General features: G+C 41.7%; 21 protein-coding genes. 20 read left to right on the forward strand and 1 reads right to left on the reverse strand.

The features are described from left to right. The 11 genes from yidD (at nucleotide 1) to FS458_RS00100 (ending at nucleotide 9,990) form a co-directional block, all read left to right on the forward strand. On the forward strand, nucleotides 1–228 hold the full coding sequence (gene yidD, locus FS458_RS00055) for a membrane protein insertion efficiency factor YidD (RefSeq protein ID WP_082861542.1): 228 nt from the start codon (nucleotides 1–3) through the stop codon (nucleotides 226–228). 37 nt (nucleotides 229–265) lie between these two features. Then, nucleotides 266–1,036, forward strand: a complete 771-nt coding sequence (gene spoIIIJ / locus FS458_RS00060; RefSeq protein ID WP_137791320.1) for a YidC family membrane integrase SpoIIIJ — start codon at nucleotides 266–268, stop codon at nucleotides 1,034–1,036. After that, the gene (gene jag / locus FS458_RS00065) at nucleotides 1,033–1,665 is read left to right on the forward strand and encodes an RNA-binding cell elongation regulator Jag/EloR (protein WP_066399554.1); all 633 of its coding nucleotides are present in this window, start codon (nucleotides 1,033–1,035) and stop codon (nucleotides 1,663–1,665) included. Before spoIIIJ ends, jag begins: the two co-directional genes overlap by 4 nt. Before the next feature lie 280 nt (nucleotides 1,666–1,945). Beyond that, nucleotides 1,946–3,322, forward strand: coding sequence for a tRNA uridine-5-carboxymethylaminomethyl(34) synthesis GTPase MnmE (gene mnmE / locus FS458_RS00070; RefSeq protein WP_144696555.1), 1,377 nt, complete (start codon nucleotides 1,946–1,948; stop codon nucleotides 3,320–3,322). A gap of 18 nt (nucleotides 3,323–3,340) precedes the next feature. Further along, nucleotides 3,341–5,227, forward strand: coding sequence for a tRNA uridine-5-carboxymethylaminomethyl(34) synthesis enzyme MnmG (gene mnmG / locus FS458_RS00075; protein WP_144696557.1), 1,887 nt, complete (start codon nucleotides 3,341–3,343; stop codon nucleotides 5,225–5,227). A 17-nt stretch (nucleotides 5,228–5,244) separates the two neighbouring features. Beyond that, the gene (gene rsmG / locus FS458_RS00080; RefSeq protein ID WP_144696559.1) at nucleotides 5,245–5,961 is read left to right on the forward strand and encodes a 16S rRNA (guanine(527)-N(7))-methyltransferase RsmG; all 717 of its coding nucleotides are present in this window, start codon (nucleotides 5,245–5,247) and stop codon (nucleotides 5,959–5,961) included. Nucleotides 5,962–6,088: 127 nt separating this feature from the next. After that, nucleotides 6,089–6,952, forward strand: a complete 864-nt coding sequence (gene noc, locus FS458_RS00085; RefSeq protein WP_066399545.1) for a nucleoid occlusion protein — start codon at nucleotides 6,089–6,091, stop codon at nucleotides 6,950–6,952. A gap of 72 nt (nucleotides 6,953–7,024) precedes the next feature. After that, nucleotides 7,025–7,165, forward strand: a complete 141-nt coding sequence (locus tag FS458_RS20490; protein ID WP_186320401.1) for a hypothetical protein — start codon at nucleotides 7,025–7,027, stop codon at nucleotides 7,163–7,165. 236 nt (nucleotides 7,166–7,401) lie between these two features. Next, nucleotides 7,402–8,175, forward strand: coding sequence for a ParA family protein (locus FS458_RS00090; RefSeq protein WP_144696561.1), 774 nt, complete (start codon nucleotides 7,402–7,404; stop codon nucleotides 8,173–8,175). Further along, complete coding sequence (locus tag FS458_RS00095) at nucleotides 8,156–8,998, forward strand: ParB/RepB/Spo0J family partition protein (RefSeq protein ID WP_144696563.1); 843 nt, start codon at nucleotides 8,156–8,158, stop codon at nucleotides 8,996–8,998. The genes FS458_RS00090 and FS458_RS00095 overlap by 20 nt, the downstream gene beginning before the upstream one ends. 257 nt (nucleotides 8,999–9,255) lie before the next feature. Next, nucleotides 9,256–9,990, forward strand: a complete 735-nt coding sequence (locus tag FS458_RS00100) for a DUF554 domain-containing protein (protein WP_144696565.1) — start codon at nucleotides 9,256–9,258, stop codon at nucleotides 9,988–9,990. A gap of 43 nt (nucleotides 9,991–10,033) precedes the next feature. Here FS458_RS00100 and yyaC read toward each other — a convergent pair whose 3' ends face one another. Further along, complete coding sequence (gene yyaC / locus FS458_RS00105; RefSeq protein ID WP_144696566.1) at nucleotides 10,034–10,666, reverse strand: spore protease YyaC; 633 nt, start codon at nucleotides 10,664–10,666, stop codon at nucleotides 10,034–10,036. A 223-nt stretch (nucleotides 10,667–10,889) separates the two neighbouring features. Between yyaC and FS458_RS00110 the strand changes: the two genes are divergently transcribed. The 9 genes from FS458_RS00110 to rplI all read left to right on the forward strand — a co-directional run bounded on the left by FS458_RS00110 (nucleotide 10,890) and on the right by rplI (nucleotide 18,659). After that, nucleotides 10,890–11,774: a mechanosensitive ion channel family protein gene (locus FS458_RS00110; RefSeq protein ID WP_231607313.1), complete on the forward strand. Its 885-nt coding sequence runs from the start codon at nucleotides 10,890–10,892 to the stop codon at nucleotides 11,772–11,774. A gap of 13 nt (nucleotides 11,775–11,787) precedes the next feature. Then, on the forward strand, nucleotides 11,788–11,985 hold the full coding sequence (locus FS458_RS00115) for a DUF951 domain-containing protein (RefSeq protein WP_137791311.1): 198 nt from the start codon (nucleotides 11,788–11,790) through the stop codon (nucleotides 11,983–11,985). A gap of 195 nt (nucleotides 11,986–12,180) precedes the next feature. Further along, a complete protein-coding gene (gene ychF / locus FS458_RS00120) occupies nucleotides 12,181–13,278 on the forward strand; it encodes a redox-regulated ATPase YchF (protein ID WP_144696568.1) in 1,098 nt (365 codons plus the stop codon). Between the two features lie 397 nt (nucleotides 13,279–13,675). Continuing rightward, nucleotides 13,676–13,966, forward strand: coding sequence for a 30S ribosomal protein S6 (gene rpsF / locus FS458_RS00125; RefSeq protein WP_066399533.1), 291 nt, complete (start codon nucleotides 13,676–13,678; stop codon nucleotides 13,964–13,966). A gap of 21 nt (nucleotides 13,967–13,987) precedes the next feature. Then, a complete protein-coding gene (gene ssb / locus FS458_RS00130) occupies nucleotides 13,988–14,533 on the forward strand; it encodes a single-stranded DNA-binding protein (RefSeq protein ID WP_066399530.1) in 546 nt (181 codons plus the stop codon). 58 nt (nucleotides 14,534–14,591) lie between these two features. Continuing rightward, nucleotides 14,592–14,825: a 30S ribosomal protein S18 gene (rpsR, locus tag FS458_RS00135; RefSeq protein WP_066399523.1), complete on the forward strand. Its 234-nt coding sequence runs from the start codon at nucleotides 14,592–14,594 to the stop codon at nucleotides 14,823–14,825. Nucleotides 14,826–15,289: 464 nt separating this feature from the next. Continuing rightward, the gene (locus FS458_RS00140) at nucleotides 15,290–16,234 is read left to right on the forward strand and encodes a YybS family protein (RefSeq protein WP_144696570.1); all 945 of its coding nucleotides are present in this window, start codon (nucleotides 15,290–15,292) and stop codon (nucleotides 16,232–16,234) included. An 11-nt stretch (nucleotides 16,235–16,245) separates the two neighbouring features. Next, nucleotides 16,246–18,219: a DHH family phosphoesterase gene (locus tag FS458_RS00145; protein WP_144696572.1), complete on the forward strand. Its 1,974-nt coding sequence runs from the start codon at nucleotides 16,246–16,248 to the stop codon at nucleotides 18,217–18,219. After that, a complete protein-coding gene (gene rplI, locus FS458_RS00150) occupies nucleotides 18,216–18,659 on the forward strand; it encodes a 50S ribosomal protein L9 (RefSeq protein WP_144696582.1) in 444 nt (147 codons plus the stop codon). Before FS458_RS00145 ends, rplI begins: the two co-directional genes overlap by 4 nt. Nucleotides 18,660–18,783: the final 124 nt, after the last annotated feature.

Consider the following 18,783-nt stretch of genomic DNA (forward strand, 5'->3'; position numbering starts at 1 on the left):
ATGAGGTCCTTATTTATAGGGATTATTCGTTTTTACCAGCTATGGATTTCCCCGCTAACACCGCCTTCATGCCGCTTTTATCCGACTTGCTCGCATTACGGTATAGAAGCTTTCAGGCGTCACGGTGTATTTAAAGGAATGTGGCTAACTTTTGTCAGAATTTCAAAGTGCCATCCTTTTCATCCCGGAGGCGTTGACCTCGTGCCTGAAAAAAGAGACAATAAATAATTGAGATAAGATTTATGATTTTAAGGAGGATAAGAGTTTGCGTAAGAAAATAGGTTTACTGATTGCCCTTTTCGCACTCATGGCTGTCCTATCAGGATGTGGAACGATGGATCCCATCACAGAAGACAGAACGGGAATTTGGGACACATATTTTGTATATCCGTTATCATGGTTGATCACATACTTTGCGACCCTAACTGGTGAAAACTACGGATTAGCGATCATTATCGTAACATTGATCATCCGTACTGCGCTTCTTCCGTTAATGATTAAGCAAACACGCAGTTCTAAAGCGATGCAAGAAATTCAGCCTGAAATTCAAAAGCTACGTGAAAAGTACAAGTCGAAAGATGCGAACACACAACAGAAATTACAGCAAGAAACGATGGCTTTATTCCAGAAGAACGGAGTTAATCCGCTTGCTGGTTGTTTACCTTTATTAATTCAAATGCCGATCCTTTTAGGATTTTACCACGCGATTATGCGTACGGGTGAAATCGCGAACCATAATTTCCTTTGGTTTGATTTAGGAGATCCGGATCCATTTTATATCTTACCGTTAGTAGCCGGTTTAACGACATTCTTACAACAAAAGATCATGATGGGCGGAATGGATAATCCAAATCCGCAGATGAAGATGCTTTTATACATCATGCCTGTAATGATCGTTGTATTTGCGATTAATTTCCCAGCTGCACTATCTCTATATTGGGTGATCGGTAACATATTCATGATTGGACAGACATATTTCATTACGACCCCAATGAAAAAGAAAGAAAACCAAGTTGATGGGGGAGCTAAAAAGTGAAAAAGGTACAGGTAACAGGGAAAACGGTTGAAGAAGCAGTAGCAGCAGCACTAGAACAACTTCAGACTTCAAAAGATCAAGTAGAGATATCCGTTCTTGAAGATTCCAAAAAAGGTTTCTTTGGACTTGGCGGGAAGCCAGCAGTTGTTGAAGTAACAGTGAAAGCTGATCCTGTTAAATCCGCGATCGACTACCTCGAGGATGTTACATCCAAAATGGGAGTGCCCGTTACCATCACACAGCGACAGGAAAATGATCATCTTGTGCTGGATTTATCCGGTGACAAAATTGCGATTTTAATTGGAAAACGTGGACAAACGCTTAATGCGCTACAGCTTTTAACGAATATGGTTGCAAACTCAGATCCTGCAAGCAAGCATGTGAAAATTGTGCTTGATGCTGAAAACTATCGTACCAGAAGACAGGAATCACTCGAGCGTTTAGCTGAGCATTCTGCCCAAAAGGTGTTTTTCACGAAGAAAAGCTTTGCTTTTGAGCCGATGCCTGCTAACGAAAGAAAAGTGATTCATTTAGCACTCAAAGAAAACAGAGATGTTGAGACTACGTCTGAAGGGGTTGAACCTTTTCGTAAGGTTGTAATCCGCCCGACATCCTCAAGCAAAAGATAAAAAAGCTTCAGAGGTTTATCCTCTGAAGCTTTTTGTTTGCATTCATCAAATTATGATAAGCACCGTATTTTAGTTGGTCATGGGAGCACATTTAAGGTTGTTTTTTAGCTTGATTTCAGCCTCGTTTTCTTTACTGTGAGCACTTTATGCGATACACTATTTTTTATTGTGGATATTTATGTCCATTTTTACTAGAACCTTATCGCAGTACGTATTTAAGGCCATACTAAAGGTAATTTATATAGAGCGTAAGAAAGAGGAAAGCCGAGGTGAAACAACAATGGAATTTGACACGATTACAGCGATCTCCACTCCTATGGGAGAAGGAGCGATCGCGATTGTCCGTTTGAGCGGACCTGACGCAGTTGCCATTGCAGATAAAGTATACAGTGGGACAAAACGTCTCGCTGAAGTTGATACACACACGATTCATTACGGAAAATTGATCGATCCGAAACTCGATCAAGCGGTAGAAGAAGTAATGATCAGCGTGATGCGTGCACCGCGTACGTTCACGCGGGAAGATGTTGTTGAGATCAACTGTCATGGAGGGTTAGTTTCTGTAAATAGAGTCCTTCAATTGATTCTTCAGCAGGGAGCGCGCTTAGCGGAACCAGGAGAATTTACGAAGCGAGCATTCTTAAACGGCAGGATCGATCTTTCTCAAGCTGAAGCCGTAATGGATTTGATCCGAGCGAAGACAGACCGTGCGATGAACGTTGCCCTCAACCAGATGGAAGGCCGTTTATCATCACTCGTTATGCGTCTTAGACAAACTTTACTAGAAACGATCGCACATGTAGAAGTGAACATCGATTATCCAGAGTATGACGCAGAAGAGATGACTCATTCTCTGTTGAATAACAACCTTCTCACTGTAAAAAAAGAAGTAGAATCAATTTTACAAACCGCAAGCCAAGGTAAGATCCTTCGCGAAGGATTGTCTACGGCGATCATCGGAAGACCGAATGTAGGGAAGTCATCACTCATGAATGCACTCGTTCATGAGAATAAAGCGATCGTTACAGATATAGCCGGAACGACGCGTGACGTTATCGAGGAGTACGTGAACGTTAGAGGCGTGCCGTTACGATTAGTTGATACAGCAGGAATTCGTGAGACTGAAGATATCGTGGAAAAGATCGGTGTTGAGAAATCACGTAAAGTATTAAAAGAAGCAGATCTCATTCTGCTTGTTATTAACGGGAATGAAGTGCTCTCACATGAAGATGAGAACTTGTTCCGTGCAGCTGCAGGACTCGATAAGATCGTTATAATTAATAAGACAGATCTTGAAATGAAAGTAGACTTGAACCGAATCAAGGAACTTGCAGAGAATTCACCTGTGATCTCAACCTCTTTAGTAAAAGAAGAGGGAATAGATGAACTAGAACAAGCAATCGCAAACCTGTTCTTTGCAGGCGGAATTGAAGCGCAAGACTTAACATACGTATCCAACTCTAGGCACATCGCACTTCTGCAGCAGACGATTCATCATATCGATGAAGCACTCGGTGGTATTGAAGCGGATCTACCTATAGATATGGTACAGATCGATATTACAAGAGCTTGGGAGATACTCGGAGAAATCGTAGGAGACACGGTTTCAGAGAGTCTGATCGACCAATTGTTCTCTCAATTTTGTTTAGGAAAATAAAAAAAGGAGGAAAAAACGATGGGATATAAAGCAGATACGTTTGATGTGATCGTAGTCGGTGCTGGACATGCCGGTGTTGAATCGGCACTTGCTTCTGCACGTATGGGCGCTAAAACATTATGTTTAACACTGAACCTAGATACAGTTGCCTATATGCCGTGTAATCCGTCAGTAGGTGGACCGGCTAAAGGGATTGTCGTTCGTGAAGTCGATGCACTTGGCGGAGAGATGGCACGCAACATCGACAAGACACATATTCAAATGCGTATGCTAAACACAGGAAAAGGTCCAGCGGTACGCGCGCTGCGCGCGCAAGCGGATAAATACCTGTATCAGCATGAAATGAAAAAAACGATGGAAAACACAGAAAACCTTACGTTGCGTCAAGGGATGGTAGAGCGTCTGATCATCGAAGACGGTGAATGTAGAGGGGTTATTACAAAAACAGGAGCTGAGTACGCGGCAAAAGCGGTCGTACTTACTACAGGAACGTACTTAAGAGGGAAGATCATCATCGGAGAGCTTGCTTATGAGAGCGGCCCGAACAACATGGCTCCTTCTATCAACTTGTCATATCATCTGCAAGAGTTAGGCTTTGATATGGTACGTTTCAAGACAGGTACACCACCGCGTGTTAACAGCAAGACGATTGATTATTCAAAAACAGAAATTCAGCCTGGTGACGATGTGCCTCGTGCTTTCTCTTATGAAACAACCGAGTACATCACAGATCAGCTTCCTTGCTGGCTAACGTATACTGGTGAAGAAACGCATCAGTTGATCAACGGAAACCTTCATCGTTCACCGATGTATTCAGGCATGATCGAAGGTACTGGACCGAGATATTGTCCATCGATCGAGGATAAGATCGTACGATTCAATGATAAGCCAAGACATCAGATTTTCTTAGAGCCTGAAGGACGCAACACAGAAGAAGTATACGTTCAAGGTCTTTCTACGAGTCTTCCGGAAGATGTACAGAAACGAATTTTAGCAACGATTCCTGGTCTTGAAAAAGCAGAGCTGATGCGTGCAGGATATGCGATCGAGTATGATGCGATCGTGCCTACACAACTTTGGCCATCTCTTGAGACAAAGCGTGTGAACGGTCTATTTACAGCAGGACAGCTGAACGGTACGAGCGGATATGAAGAAGCAGCGGGGCAAGGACTCATGGCGGGAATCAACGCAGCGTTAAAAGTTCAAGATAAAGAGCCTCTTGTGCTTGATCGTTCAGAAGCGTACATCGGAGTTTTGATCGACGACTTGATCACAAAAGGAACGAACGAACCGTATCGCCTTCTAACATCGCGTGCAGAGTACCGTTTATTGTTAAGACATGATAACGCAGATCTGCGCTTAACGAAAAAAGGTCATGAAATCGGACTGATACCAGAAGATCGTTACGAACGCTTTGAAGAGAAGAAAGCATTAATTGCGCAGGAAATAGATCGACTTGAGCATGTTTCGATCAAACCGAGTGAAATCGTCCAGCAAGTTCTTGCAGAGTCACAATCGACTCCATTAAAAGAACCAATGTCAGCAGCTAGCTTGTTAAAGCGTCCTGAGATCACTTATCCGGTCATTCATAAACTGGTACCAGCTGAAACAGCATTGCCAGAGACAGTGATGGAGCAGGTTGAGATTCAGGTAAAATATGCGGGATATATCGATAAGCAGCTCGCACAAGTTGAAAAGATGCGTAAGATGGAAAACAAAAAGCTTCCGGTAGATCTTGATTACATGGCAATCAATGGACTAGCGACAGAAGCAAAACAAAAACTTCACGAAGTTCGGCCTCTTTCTGTCGGGCAGGCATCACGTGTATCAGGGGTAAACCCAGCAGATATCTCGATTCTGTTGATCTATCTCGAACAAGGTAAACTGGCGAAAATCGCCCGTTGAGGGGGAACGTGAAAATTATGAATATCGATTTGTTTCAAACTTCCTTAAAAGAAAAGGGAGTCGAATTATCTGAAAAGCAACTTTCACAGTTTGAAACGTATTATAACCTGCTCGTTGAGTGGAACGAAAAAATGAATCTTACAGCGATCACAGAAAAAGAAGAAGTGTATTTGAAACACTTTTATGATTCTGTGACAGCAGGTTTTTATTTTGATTTTAATCAAGACATCACGGTGTGCGATGTTGGAGCTGGAGCGGGATTTCCAGCTATACCACTGAAGATCGCGTTTCCAGAAATCAAACTAACGGTGGTTGATTCCCTAAATAAACGCATTGGATTTTTGCAGCACGTAGTAGATGAACTTGGTTTACAAGAAGTGTCTCTTTATCATGATCGTGCAGAAACATTTGCTCACCGTCCGGAATTTAGACAGACGTTCGACCTTGTGACGGCTCGTGCGGTTGCTAGACTATCTGTACTATCTGAACTCTGCTTACCACTCGTAAAAATTGGTGGACACTTCTTAGGTATGAAAGGTGCTAACCTTCCTGAGGAAGTGAGAGACGGAGAAAAAGCAGTCAAACTTTTAGGCGGTAAAATAAAAGATATTCATTCGTTCGTATTACCGATCGAAGAGAGCGAACGTAATATCATTGTTATTGATAAAGTAAAAGAAACACCAAAGAAATTTCCGCGTAAACCAGGAACGCCAAATAAATCTCCTATTTCGTAATCTTAGGCTGTGTTTCTATGTGAAACACAGCTGTTACATAAAAGAAAGATTTTTACAGACTTGCAGGATTATTGAACTAGAGAGAAGAATTAGTTAACAGGCAGATTACAAAAGGTGGTGTATTCGCATGAAGCATCCTTTTTCACGTTTATTCGGCATCGGCGAAAAGAGCCAGCAAACCTTAGATCCAGAACCAGCTGAAAAAAACGACAACGAAGAAGTACTTCAACTTCCGGTTCAAAGAATCATACCTAACCGGTTTCAGCCTCGTACGGTTTTTATAGATGAACGAATCGAAGAGTTATCACAGACGATTGAAGCTCACGGAATCATTCAGCCCATCGTTGTTCGAGGTATAGGCGACGACAAATACGAGCTGATCGCGGGCGAACGTAGGTGGCGTGCTGTCCAAAAGCTTGGGTGGGAAAAGATTCCTGCGATCATTAAAGAGATGGACGACTCGCAAACGGCTTCTGTTGCACTTATTGAGAACCTTCAGCGAGAAGAGTTAACAGCTATTGAAGAAGCGATGGCATATGCTAAGCTTTTAGAATTGCACGGACTTACACAAGAAGGCCTTGCTCAAAAATTAGGAAAAGGTCAGTCTACGATAGCGAACAAGCTGCGTCTGTTAAAGCTTCCGCAGTCTATTCAAGATGCCCTTTTGCAGAAAAAAGTGACAGAACGTCATGCTCGTGCATTGATCGTTTTGAAATCTCCTGAAAAGATGGAGGCCGTTCTTCAAGAGATCATTGAAAAACAATTGAATGTAAAGCAAACTGAAGAACGTGTAAAACGAATGATCGAATCTGAGACAGCGGAAAAGAAACCTCAGTCACGCCGTAAATCGTATAGCAAGGATATGCGACTAGCGATCAATACGGTAAGACAATCGGTTGACATGGTCGTGCAAAGCGGACTATCTATCGATACAGAAGAAGAAGAGCATGAAGAGTTCTATCAGTTCACGATTCGCATACCTAAGAAATAAAGAGAAGGCCATCAGCTTGAATGGGAGCTGGTGGTTTTTTTGTTGTTTTGATGGTGCTGGGGGCTGGCTGAAATGGATTGGGTGTGGGGTATCTGGCAAACAGCATTTGTCGATTATTGTAGACTCGCGGATAAACGCCATAGTTTCGCGGGATTATTGCCAAAACTCGCGGAATTAAATCGGAAATTTCCTGAATTGATGCTAGAATTTTAGGGATTCTTAGGCGGAATACCCCTCTCCGTATAGTTAATAATCTACTTCTGAACTCTAAAATGCTACTTCTTCAACTCTTTCCCCCTTAAATTCCTGCAGAAGACAGATATTAGAATCAATAAGATAAAAAACCCAACAAAATAAATCCTTCTTTTTCTATAATTCCGTACGTCATTTTATTTTCTTCATGATAGAATAATAGATAATGAATGTTTTTAAGTGAGGTAGGTGACAACGTGGCCAAGACCATTGCAGTAGCCAACCAGAAAGGCGGAGTCGGGAAAACGACTACGTCGGTCAACCTTGGTGCATGCTTAGCATATTTCGGTAAAAAAGTATTGCTCGTAGACATAGATCCTCAAGGGAACGCAACAAGTGGAGTGGGTGTAGATAAAGGGGATATCGACCAATGTATCTACAACGTTCTCGTCGAGGATGTAGAAGTAAAAGATGTGATCGTCGAGACCATCTGTGAAGGTTTACATATCCTCCCGTCGACGATACAGCTTGCTGGAGCTGAGATCGAACTCGTACCAACGATCTCTCGAGAAGTTCGGTTAAAAAGATCGTTAGAAAAGGTAAGTTCCAATTATGATTTTATTATTATTGATTGTCCGCCATCATTAGGGCTGCTTACCATCAACTCGTTAACAGCTTCTGACTCAGTCATCATACCTGTTCAGTGTGAGTATTACGCGCTAGAGGGTTTAAGTCAGCTTTTAAACACAGTACGACTTGTACAAAAGCATTTAAATACTGATCTGATGATTGACGGTGTGCTGCTTACCATGCTGGATGCACGTACAAACTTAGGTATTCAAGTCATTGAAGAAGTAAAAAAATATTTTCAAGATAAAGTGTATGAAACCATCATACCAAGAAACGTTAGACTATCTGAAGCGCCGAGTCACGGGAAACCGATCATCATCTATGATCCAAAATCCCGAGGTGCTGATGTTTATTTAGATTTTGCGAAGGAAGTGATCGGCATTGGTGAAAGGGTTAGGTAAAGGGCTACATGCCTTCTTTCCTCCAACAGAAGCAGGGGAAGAAGAGCAGATTAAAGAAGTCAGTATATCAGAGCTAAGGCCAAATCCGTATCAGCCCCGAAAAGTGTTTGACCAAAAAGCCATTGAAGAACTAAAAGAATCCATTATTGAACATGGCATTCTTCAACCCATTGTTGTCCGAAAAAGTATTAAAGGGTTTGAAATCGTTCTAGGAGAAAGACGGTTCCGTGCGGCTTCAGAAGCGGGATTGAAAGTCATCCCTGTAATCGTAAAAGATTATGACGAACAAAAAATGATGGAAGTTGCTCTTATTGAGAACTTGCAGCGTGAAGATCTCAATCCTGTTGAAGAGGCTCAAGCGTATCAGAAGCTGATGGAACACTTAAAACTGACGCAAGAAGAGTTAGCCACTCGTGTTGGAAAGAGTCGTCCTCACATCGCAAACCACATTCGTTTGCTTCAGCTTCCAAAACCTGTTATTGAACTCTTATCTAACGGGCAAATATCAATGGGACATGGACGAGCATTGCTGGGTCTTAAGAAAAAGACGAAGATGCAGCTTGTTGTGGACCGGGTAATGAATGAAAACTTAAACGTGAGACAGCTTGAGAAGTTGATCTCTGATATTAATATGAATGTTTCACGTGAAACAAAGAAAAAAACAATCCCAGCGAACGTTTTCTTCCAAGAAAAAGAATCATCTTTACGCGATCGTTTTGGTACTTCAGTTTCGATTAAGAAATCAAAACGAAAAGGAAAGATTGAGATTGAATTCTTTTCACAAGATGACCTGGAACGCATTTTAGAACTGTTAGAAAAGTAAGCAGAAAACCATCGCTAAGGTGGTTTTCTTTTTTACTATTTCTAAAAGAGTTTTGCTTAACAGTTTCTAGATTTGTGTTTTGAAATGCACCATTGTCAAGTTGATCGGAGTGCAAGATGCGAGACTCCTGCGGGAAGGGAGCGTCTGGAACGGAGATCAACCACTTTTAAAGCTAAAGTATAAACGAAAGTAAGCATCTTGAATCTAGCTCATTAAATGGTTAGTGAAGACCTACTTAGATAGGAGAGCATAAAAAAATGTCACTGTTAGGTACGATAGTTAACGGTATTGCAATTATTGCAGGAAGCTTTTTAGGATTATTTTGGACGAATATCTCTGATCGGTATAAAGATACGATCTTACAAGCGATGGCATTAGCTGTTACGATCTTGGGAATCGGAATGGGTCTGAAGAGCGAGCAGTTCTTAATCGTAATCGCTAGCTTGGCGATCGGCGGTGCTCTTGGTGAGTGGTGGAATCTTGAAGAGAGATTGAACGCGATCGGAAAGTGGCTCGAGACGAAGGTCGGAAAACAAGATAAGGGATCGGTTGCTACCGGCTTTGTAACGGCTACGCTTGTGTTTGTTGTAGGAGCGATGTCGATCGTGGGTGCTCTTGATAGCGGTCTTAGACAACAGCATGATGTTCTGTATACAAAAGCGTTGATCGATGGATTCTGTGCGATCCTGTTTACTTCAACACTCGGCATCGGTGTCATGTTCTCTGCTATACCTGTCGTTTTATATCAAGGAATAATCGCATTAATGGCCACACAGATCGACCGTTTCGTATCTCAAGAATTAATGGATGCTCTAATCGTCGAGATCACAGGAACGGGTGGAATCATGATTGTCGCGATCGGACTTAGTTTACTTGGAATAGCTAAGATTCGTGTTGCAAACCTTCTCCCAGGTTTACTCGTCGCAACGATTTTAGTTTTTATCGTTGAAAAATGGGAGAGTATTTTAGCGTTTTCTCAAGGATTGATGTAAACAAAAAAAGCCGCTTCTATTCTAATATTAGAAGCGGCTTTTGCTATTGAATTTTGTAAATGTCTTGTGGACGAGATTCGGTGCTTGCCATCATGTTTTTTTGTTGAATCTTTTTACGTAAACAAGCCATATGAAGAGAATCAGCGATGAGATCAGCCATCTTCATCACAATGCTGAGTCGTGTGTTTTGAAGGACAAAGTACTCCATAAAACCACTGACGTTTACGATGCCTGTAATATGCATATCGCCAACAGGTGGCAGCTGTTTGTTAACGCCAGCCCCTGGTTTAACAGGTCCATCGTTGATTGAAACCATGCCAACGTGGTTTAATCGACCTAAGCAAGCATCAATTCCTATAACAAAAGCACCTGGATGCTCGGTTGCGATCATCTTTAGCTTTTCTTCTAAATTTACCGCATGAACAGGATCATCTAGTGTGCCGTAAACAAAGAATGGAAATGTATCTTTGTTGTGCAACTTTGTACCAACTAGAGGGCCTAATGCATCGCCTGTCGATCTGTCTGTTCCTATACAGACAACGACAACTGGCTGATGAGCTGATTCCGGAAGCATAGGTAAAATTTGTTCGGTGATTCTGAGCATCGCTTCCTTGTCTTCGTGGTGCAATTTATATTGAATGGGTTTCCCTAATCCCAGCTTCCGTTTGAGGAACATGACATCCTCTCCTTTATAATGGTTCTACTAGTATACGGAAGAAATCCTTTTCTTATACATGGTAGAATACAATAATCACAGACTTTTGTTTAAAGTCTATACCCGTTTCCTCTGCACTCGTAACTCTAGAAGTTTTTCGAGAAGCAGACCACACGATTACATTTGATATTCTCGGCAAAAGCTGATTAAATAATTTCATAATCAAAGAGAGGAAGATGACCCATTGGCAGGTGCGAATTTACCGGAAACTGCAGAAAAAGCCGTCACGATTTTTTCCGATAAAGAATGGTGGACAGGCATTGCTACTACGAGCTTAAAGATCGTAGGAATCATAATACTCGCTATTATCTTTAAATATATTGTAAAAGCAGCAATCGCTAATGTATTTAAAGTTCGATTGAAATCTCCTCTGCGTTTAAGTGAGAGAAGAGAGAACACTCTTTTTAGACTCTTAGATAATGTTGCTTCTTATGTGATTTATTTTGTGGCGATCTTAACCATATTAACGGAGTTCGGTGTGGATATTAAAGCCATTCTTGCCGGAGCTGGAGTGGTTGGTCTAGCGATCGGTTTCGGTGCCCAAAGTCTTGTGAAGGATATCATTACCGGCTTTTTCATCATCTTCGAAAATCAGTTCTCTGTTGGAGACACGGTACGAATCACAAACTTTGAAGGAACCGTTGAAGAAATCGGATTAAGAACGACAAAAATTAAAAGCTGGACAGGAGAATTGCATATCCTGCCGAATTCGTCTATCACAGAAGTTACTAATTTTTCTGTTCATAATAGCATTGCGGTCGTTGACTTGAGCATTGCTTATGAAGAGGATATCGATAAAGCTCAAAATATTATTCAAGAAGTTGTGAAGAATGCTAAGCCGAACTATCCTGAGATGGTCAAAGAACCAGAAGTATTAGGCGTTCAAATGCTCGGTGCTTCAGAAGTAGTGATTCGTGTTACGGCAGAGGTACTTCCGATGACTCACTTTAAAATCGCTCGTGAACTTCGTAAAACGTTAAAACATGAGCTTGAAGTAGCAGGGATCGAGATTCCATATCCAAAAATGGTTACGTATCAAAAAGAACCATTACCAAAAGAACATAAATAAGGGAGAGCTGAATATGCAGCAAAAAGAATTTCAACTTCACGATGAAGTAGAAATGAAAAAACAGCATCCATGTGGAACGAATCGTTGGAAAGTAATCCGAATGGGTGCTGATATTAGGATTAAGTGCATGGGGTGTCAACATAGCGTGATGCTGCCAAGAGCTGAGTTCGCTAAGAAAATAAAGAAAGTTCTAGCATCTCCTGGCGAGTAACAATTCCTGTTTCACGTGAAACAAAAAACACGCCTTGAAATTCCAAAAAGTAATTAAACGTTTGAGCCGGGTTACACGACCCGGTTCTTCTTGTTTTTTAAGATGATAAAACCTATAATTGGGAAGGATATTTTTTTATTAAATGAAAAGTCTTAGGTTTCTAAGCTTTATATAAAACAGAGGAGTGAATGAACAGTGGCTCTTACAACTGGAATCGTTGGTTTGCCGAATGTTGGTAAATCTACATTGTTTAATGCTATTACACAAGCGGGTGCTGAATCTGCTAACTATCCGTTCTGTACGATTGATCCAAACGTTGGAATCGTTGAAGTACCAGACAACCGTCTTCAAAAATTAACAGAGATGGTACAACCGAAAAAGGTAGTTCCTACAACTTTTGAATTCACAGATATCGCTGGAATTGTAAAAGGTGCGAGTAAAGGAGAAGGATTAGGAAACAAATTCTTATCTCACATCCGTCAAACAGATGCGATCCTTCAAGTTGTTCGTTGTTTTGATGATGAAAACATCACGCACGTACACGGTAAAGTGAATCCGATCGATGATATTGAGGTTATCAACCTAGAGCTTATCTTTGCTGATCTAGAGTCGATCGACAAGCGTGTAGCACGTGTTGAAAAACTTGCAAAGTCTAAAGACAAAGAAGCTGTAGCGGAGTTTGCTGTTCTTTCAAAAATCAAAGAAGCTCTTATGCAAGAACTTCCGGCACGAAGTGTTGATCTAACACCTGAAGAGAAGAAGATTGTTCATACAATGCACCTTCTTACAATGAAGCCGATCCTTTACGTTGCTAACGTAAGCGAAGATGAGCTTTTGGAAGGAACGAACGAGCACGTTGAAGCAGTTAAAGAATATGCTGCACGTGAAAATGCAGAGGTTATCGTAATCTGTGCAAAAGTGGAAGAAGAAATCGCTGAGCTTGATGGCGACGAAAAGATGGCATTCTTAGGTGAACTTGGTATAGAAGAAGCAGGTCTTGATAAATTGATCCGTGCTTCTTATTCACTTCTAGGTCTAGCTACTTACTTTACAGCGGGTGTTCAAGAAGTACGTGCTTGGACGTTCCGTAAAGGCATGAAGGCTCCAGCATGTGCAGGAATCATTCACACGGATTTTGAAAGAGGATTTATCCGTGCAGAGATCGTAGCTTATGATGATTTGATGGCGGCGGGGAACATGGCAGCTGCTAAAGAAAAAGGTAAGGTACGTCTTGAAGGTAAAGAATATGAGATGAAAGATGGAGATGTTGTTCATTTCCGTTTTAATGTTTAAAAAAACGACAGGAAGAGGTTGATTTCCGTTGCAGGTGCTTCGCTTTCCGGGGGGCGTACGGTGAGCCACCTAGCGCTTTGCGCTGTTAGGTGTCTCACCTGTCCCGCTGATCCCCCAGGAGTCTCGCACCTTCCACTCCAATCAACTTGTCAGTGAAGTTCTTTAAAAAAACAATTCAAAGCATTTTAGATTACGGCCTAAGTATTCTAGAAATCGAAGGAAAAGCAATCGCTTTTCCTCTTTTTTATGCTTTCTTTTAAGAGGTGCTTGTTTTATACAAGATGTTTTGATATAATTCTTTATTGTGAGTTAATTGTCAACAAATACTGTTATGATGATTTTCTCCTTGCCCGAAATAAATGTTTTGGGCCGCTTAGACCAAAAGGAGGTGAACGGAATGAAAAAGTACGAAATTATGTACATCGTCCGTCCGAATATCGAAGAGGAAGCTCTTAAGGCAACTAAAGAGCGTGCGAAAAGCATCCTAACTGACAACGGTGCGGAGATCGCGAACGAAAAGGAAATGGGTAAAAAGCGTTTAGCTTACGAAATCAATGACTTCCGCGATGGATATTACACGCTATTGGAAGTTAACGCTCCAAACGAAGCGATTAATGAATTCGACCGTCTTATGAAGATCAACGAAGATGTTCTTCGTTTCATGACAATCGTAGACGAAAGAAATTAATCCTTTAAGGAGTGGTTCTGAATGCTAAATCGAGTAGTACTGGTGGGACGTTTAACAAAAGACCCAGAATTAAAGTACACTCCAAACGGTGTGGCTGTTGCTAACTTCACACTTGCTGTTAATCGACCTTTTTCGAATCAGCAAGGTGAGCGCGAAGCAGATTTTATTAACTGTGTCGTATGGCGTAAGCCCGCTGAAAATGTAGCGAACTTCTTGAAAAAGGGATCGCTTGCAGGAGTGGATGGACGTTTGCAAACTCGTTCTTACGAGAACCAGCAGGGTCAAAGAGTGTATGTTACTGAAGTAATGGCAGAAAGTGTTCAATTCCTTGAACCTAAAAACGCTAATGCTGGAGGCCAGCAATATCAAGGCAACAGCAACAACTTTGGTGGACCATCAAATGACCGCGGATTTGGGCAGCAAAATCAGAACCGCAGCTATGGAAGTGACAACGGCTTTGGAGGACAGCAACAACAGCAGAATCCAAAACGTAATAACTTCAACGATGACCCGTTTGCAAATGATGGCACGCCGATCGACATTTCTGATGACGATTTGCCATTTTAAACTAACGTAAACTATGAATCGGAATATATAAAAATAAAACTAAAGGAGGGGACCAACTATGGCTGGACGTCGTGGTGGACGCCAAAAGCGTCGTAAGGTTTGTTTCTTCACTGTAAACAAAATCACTTACATCGACTACAAGGACACTGATCTTTTAAAGCGTTTCGTTTCTGAGCGCGGTAAGATTCTTCCTCGTCGTGTAACTGGTACATCTGCTAAATATCAACGTCAATTGACTCGTGCGATCAAACGCTCTCGTCACATGGCATTGTTACCATATGTATCTGAATAAGATCGTTTAAAAAGCGCAGCTGGGTTTTCTAGCTGCGCTTTTTTGTGTGTTCAAAGGGATAGTAGTGGGTTTCGACTTTTGTCGAGGATTGTAGACTCGCGGATAAAAGGCTAAAACTCGTGGATAAACAGCTAAAACTTTAGGATTCAGGTAAGAAATTTGTGGATTGGAGCTCAAAACTTTTGGATTCCTCTTCATTGCGCATCAAAAACGGCCGCAATTTGGCCGATTACCCTCTATTGAACCACCGTAGGCAGCTTCCCACACCATCTCATAACATTGTTTTCACACATGAATTACCTAAAAACAGGTTTACATCACCTATTTCGGACTCCATCCAAGCAAACCTTCCATAATTTGTTTACTTCGCTTCAAGTACGTCTATGCTAGAATTATCGTTTAAGTTGAATTACGGCGGTTATGTCACTACAATTAGAACATATGAAGAATTTATGAGGTGAATCATGCGCAATACTAGAGTATTGGTGGAAGGTGCCGTTGTTTCGGGCATTTATACGCTTCTTTTTTTGATCAGTATGTACATACCGTTATTTAGCTTGGTCTCGTTATTTATTTTGCCGCTTCCGTTTATCATTTACTTGTACCGGCAAGATCTTAAAGCGGGATTACTTCTTTGGGCGGTCACGTTTGGCGTTTCATTGGCGTTTGCGGGGCTTAACGGTATCATTGTTACCCTCTTTGCTGGTTTGACAGGAATCGTGATGGGGGAACTTTATAGAAGAAAAAAACCTGCATTTGCGGTTCTACTTGGGGCGAGTTTGTCCAACATCGTGAACATGTTAGGAACGCTTGCTATCGCTCAAGTATTCATGGGCATTAATTTTGTAAAAGAATTAGAGTCTCAGTTTCAAAGTGCGATAGGTACAGCAGAAGACTTTTATAAATCGGGTGGACAAGATCCTACCCAGATTGAGAGATTTAAAGAGCAAGCGGAATTAATTCCGATGATGCTTCCGACATATATTATCGGGGGAGCTGTTATCCTTGCCTTCTTAACACATATCGCTGCAAGAATGCTGATGAAAAGAATGCGTTATGATGTGCCATCGTTCCCTCCATTTCGTGAGTGGAACCTGCCAAAATCGTTTTTGTGGTATTATATTATAGCGATTGTTTTAACATTTAGTATGCCTGAAAAGGGTACGTCTTTATATATTGTAACGATAAATTTGTATATGATATTATCGTTTGTACTTATAATTCAAGGTTTCACAGTTATTTTTTATTATGCCTGGATAAAGAATTGGAAGAGAAAAAGAATCATATTGTTGATTATACTCTTGTTTTTGCTGAACTCTTTCCTGCCGATTCCTCTGGAAGTCGTTAAATTCTTAGGTATAATTGATTTAGGATTTATGATAAAAAAACGGTTGAAACCAAAACAGTAGGAGCTGAAAGTATGCCAAAGTTTTTACTAAAACGGTGGCATGGTTATCCCGTCATCGCCTTATTTGTAACTTCTGTTGTTCTGGTAAGCATCATCACGTATTTTCATTGGATGATCGGAATGGCAGGCTTCGTGCTGCTCGGCGGTTTGTTTTATTATGCCATGAAAGCCGAAGCTAGTTTTCAGGAGGAGCTAGGCGATTATATTTCGACGCTTTCTCACCGCTTGAAGAAGGTGGGAGAAGAAGCGTTGATGGAAATGCCGATCGGGATTATTTTGTATGATGAGGATTTTAAGATCGAATGGGCAAATCCTTATATGGGAGCCCTCATTGAAGAAGAGTCCTTTATCGGCCATTCTCTAAACCATGTTTCAGAAGAACTGATTCCTCATATCAAGAGTGATGCGAAGGAAGAAGTTATTAAGATTAACACACATAGATTTCAAGTGAACTTTAAGAAAGAAGATAGACTGCTTTACTTTTTTGATGTGACCGAGCAGTTAGATCTTGAACGTTTGTATGATGAAGAACAAACGGTTATGGCGATTATCTATCTCGATAACTATGAAGAAGTAACGCAAGGATTAGATGACCAGTTTCGATCAACGATCAACTCAAAAGTGACGTCTGTGTTGAATGAATGGGCGAACGTACATGGCATCTTCCTTAAACGAACGTCTTCTGAGCGGTTTTTAGCTGTATTTAACCAACGCATTCTCTATGAGTTGGAAAAGAATAAATTCAGCGTATTAGATGAGGTGAGAGAGTCTACAGCGAAGCAGAATATCTCTCTTACGCTCAGTATCGGGGTTGCAGCTGGAACATCTTCACTCCCTGAGCTCGGACAGCTATCACAATCAAGTCTAGATCTTGCTCTTGGACGCGGAGGCGACCAAGTTGCGATCAAACAGACGAACGGTAAAGTACGTTTCTATGGAGGAAAGACAAATCCTGTTGAGAAACGCACCCGCGTACGTGCCCGCGTCATTTCTCATGCACTCAGTGAATTGGTGGCAGATAGCGACAAGGTCATCATCATGGGGCATAAGAATCCGGATATGGACTCTATCGGTTCTGCGATCGGGATTCTAAAGGTCGCGCAAGTGAATGGAAAAGATGGATATATTGTACTCGATCAAGCGAATATCGACATTGGCGTTCAGCGCTTGATGGATGAGCTGAAAGAAACAGAATCGATCTGGAAGTATTTCATCTCGCCTGAAGAAGCGTTAGAGCTTGCATCGCGCGACACGCTTCTAGTCGTAGTGGATACACATAAACCGACGATGGTTATTGAAGAAAAGCTGTTAAGCAAGCTTGATCATGTTGTTGTCATCGATCACCATCGCCGTGGTGAAGATTTCATTAAAGATCCGGTGCTTGTGTACATGGAGCCTTATGCTTCATCTACAGCAGAGCTCGTGACCGAACTTCTCGAGTATCAGCCGAAGAGACTGAAGATGCGTATGCTTGAAGCAACGGCACTTCTTGCGGGTATTATCGTTGATACGAAGAGTTTTACCCTCAGAACAGGTTCTCGTACGTTTGATGCTGCGTCTTATTTAAGGGCTCATGGTGCAGACACGATTCTTGTTCAAAAGTTCTTAAAAGAAGATTTAAACACGTATACAAGACGTTCCAAACTCATTGAGAGTGCGGATGTTTATAAAAAAGGCATCGTGATTGCCAAGAGCTCTCCTGAGGATGCGTACAATCAAGTAGTCATCGCTCAGGCGGCAGATATACTATTAACGATGAACGGCATTCAAGCATCCTTTGTTATTGCAAATCGCATTGACGGCAAAGTAAGCATCAGTGCTCGTTCACTTGGGGACATCAACGTGCAGATGATCATGGAGAGACTGGAAGGCGGAGGACATCTTACAAACGCTGCCTGCCAGATTGAGAACAGCTCGATTGATGAAGCGGAAAAACACTTAAAGCTAATCATTGATGAGTATATTGAAGGGGGAGAAGAGGAATGAAAGTAATTTTTCTTCAAGATGTAAAAGGTAAAGGTAAAAAAGGCGAGGTTAAGAACGTTTCTGAAGGATATGCACGCAACTTCTTATTTCCGAAGAACTTAGCTTCAGAAGCTACATCTGGCGCGATGGCGACACTTCAAGGTCAACAGAAGAGCGAAGAGAAGAAACAACAAGCTCAACTAGAAGAGGCTGAAGCGTTAAAAGCAAAACTTGCGGAGATGACGGTTACGATCAAAACGAAAACAGGTGAAGGTGGCCGCGTTTTCGGTTCTGTGACAAGTAAACAGATCGCTGATGGCTTGAAAGAGCAAGGGATTAAGATCGATAAGCGTAAGATCGAGCTTCCTGAGCCGATTAAATCACTTGGGTACACGAATGTTTCGATCAAGGTTCATCAGCAAGTTACTGCAACTGTAAAAGTACACGTAACAGAAGAATAAAAGAGCCGGGTTTTCCCGGTTTTTTTGCGGGCCAAGAAAGCGTTGATCTCCGTTTCAGATGCTCGCTTTCCGGGGGGCGTGCGGTGAGCCTCTTAGCGCATTGCGCTGTTAAGAGTCTCACCTG

The sequence above is a fragment of the Fictibacillus phosphorivorans genome (genome assembly GCF_007673525.1).
GTDB classification, from domain to species: Bacteria; Bacillota; Bacilli; order Bacillales; family Fictibacillaceae; genus Fictibacillus; species Fictibacillus phosphorivorans_C.

What these genes read in the sequence shown, in the direction of transcription:
- noc (WP_066399545.1), top strand. Translation starts at nt 6,089, where the DNA reads ATGAAGCATCCTTTTTCACGTTTATTCGGCATCGGCGAAAAGAGCCAG.
- FS458_RS00140 (WP_144696570.1), top strand. Translation starts at nt 15,290, where the DNA reads ATGCGCAATACTAGAGTATTGGTGGAAGGTGCCGTTGTTTCGGGCATT.
- FS458_RS00145 (WP_144696572.1), top strand. Translation starts at nt 16,246, where the DNA reads ATGCCAAAGTTTTTACTAAAACGGTGGCATGGTTATCCCGTCATCGCC.
- mnmG (WP_144696557.1), top strand. Translation starts at nt 3,341, where the DNA reads ATGGGATATAAAGCAGATACGTTTGATGTGATCGTAGTCGGTGCTGGA.
- yidD (WP_082861542.1), top strand. Translation starts at nt 1, where the DNA reads ATGAGGTCCTTATTTATAGGGATTATTCGTTTTTACCAGCTATGGATT.
- rpsR (WP_066399523.1), top strand. Translation starts at nt 14,592, where the DNA reads ATGGCTGGACGTCGTGGTGGACGCCAAAAGCGTCGTAAGGTTTGTTTC.
- rsmG (WP_144696559.1), top strand. Translation starts at nt 5,245, where the DNA reads ATGAATATCGATTTGTTTCAAACTTCCTTAAAAGAAAAGGGAGTCGAA.
- rplI (WP_144696582.1), top strand. Translation starts at nt 18,216, where the DNA reads ATGAAAGTAATTTTTCTTCAAGATGTAAAAGGTAAAGGTAAAAAAGGC.
- rpsF (WP_066399533.1), top strand. Translation starts at nt 13,676, where the DNA reads ATGAAAAAGTACGAAATTATGTACATCGTCCGTCCGAATATCGAAGAG.
- ssb (WP_066399530.1), top strand. Translation starts at nt 13,988, where the DNA reads ATGCTAAATCGAGTAGTACTGGTGGGACGTTTAACAAAAGACCCAGAA.
- FS458_RS00100 (WP_144696565.1), top strand. Translation starts at nt 9,256, where the DNA reads ATGTCACTGTTAGGTACGATAGTTAACGGTATTGCAATTATTGCAGGA.
- FS458_RS00115 (WP_137791311.1), top strand. Translation starts at nt 11,788, where the DNA reads ATGCAGCAAAAAGAATTTCAACTTCACGATGAAGTAGAAATGAAAAAA.
- yyaC (WP_144696566.1), bottom strand. Translation starts at nt 10,666, where the DNA reads ATGTTCCTCAAACGGAAGCTGGGATTAGGGAAACCCATTCAATATAAA.
- mnmE (WP_144696555.1), top strand. Translation starts at nt 1,946, where the DNA reads ATGGAATTTGACACGATTACAGCGATCTCCACTCCTATGGGAGAAGGA.
- FS458_RS20490 (WP_186320401.1), top strand. Translation starts at nt 7,025, where the DNA reads ATGGATTGGGTGTGGGGTATCTGGCAAACAGCATTTGTCGATTATTGT.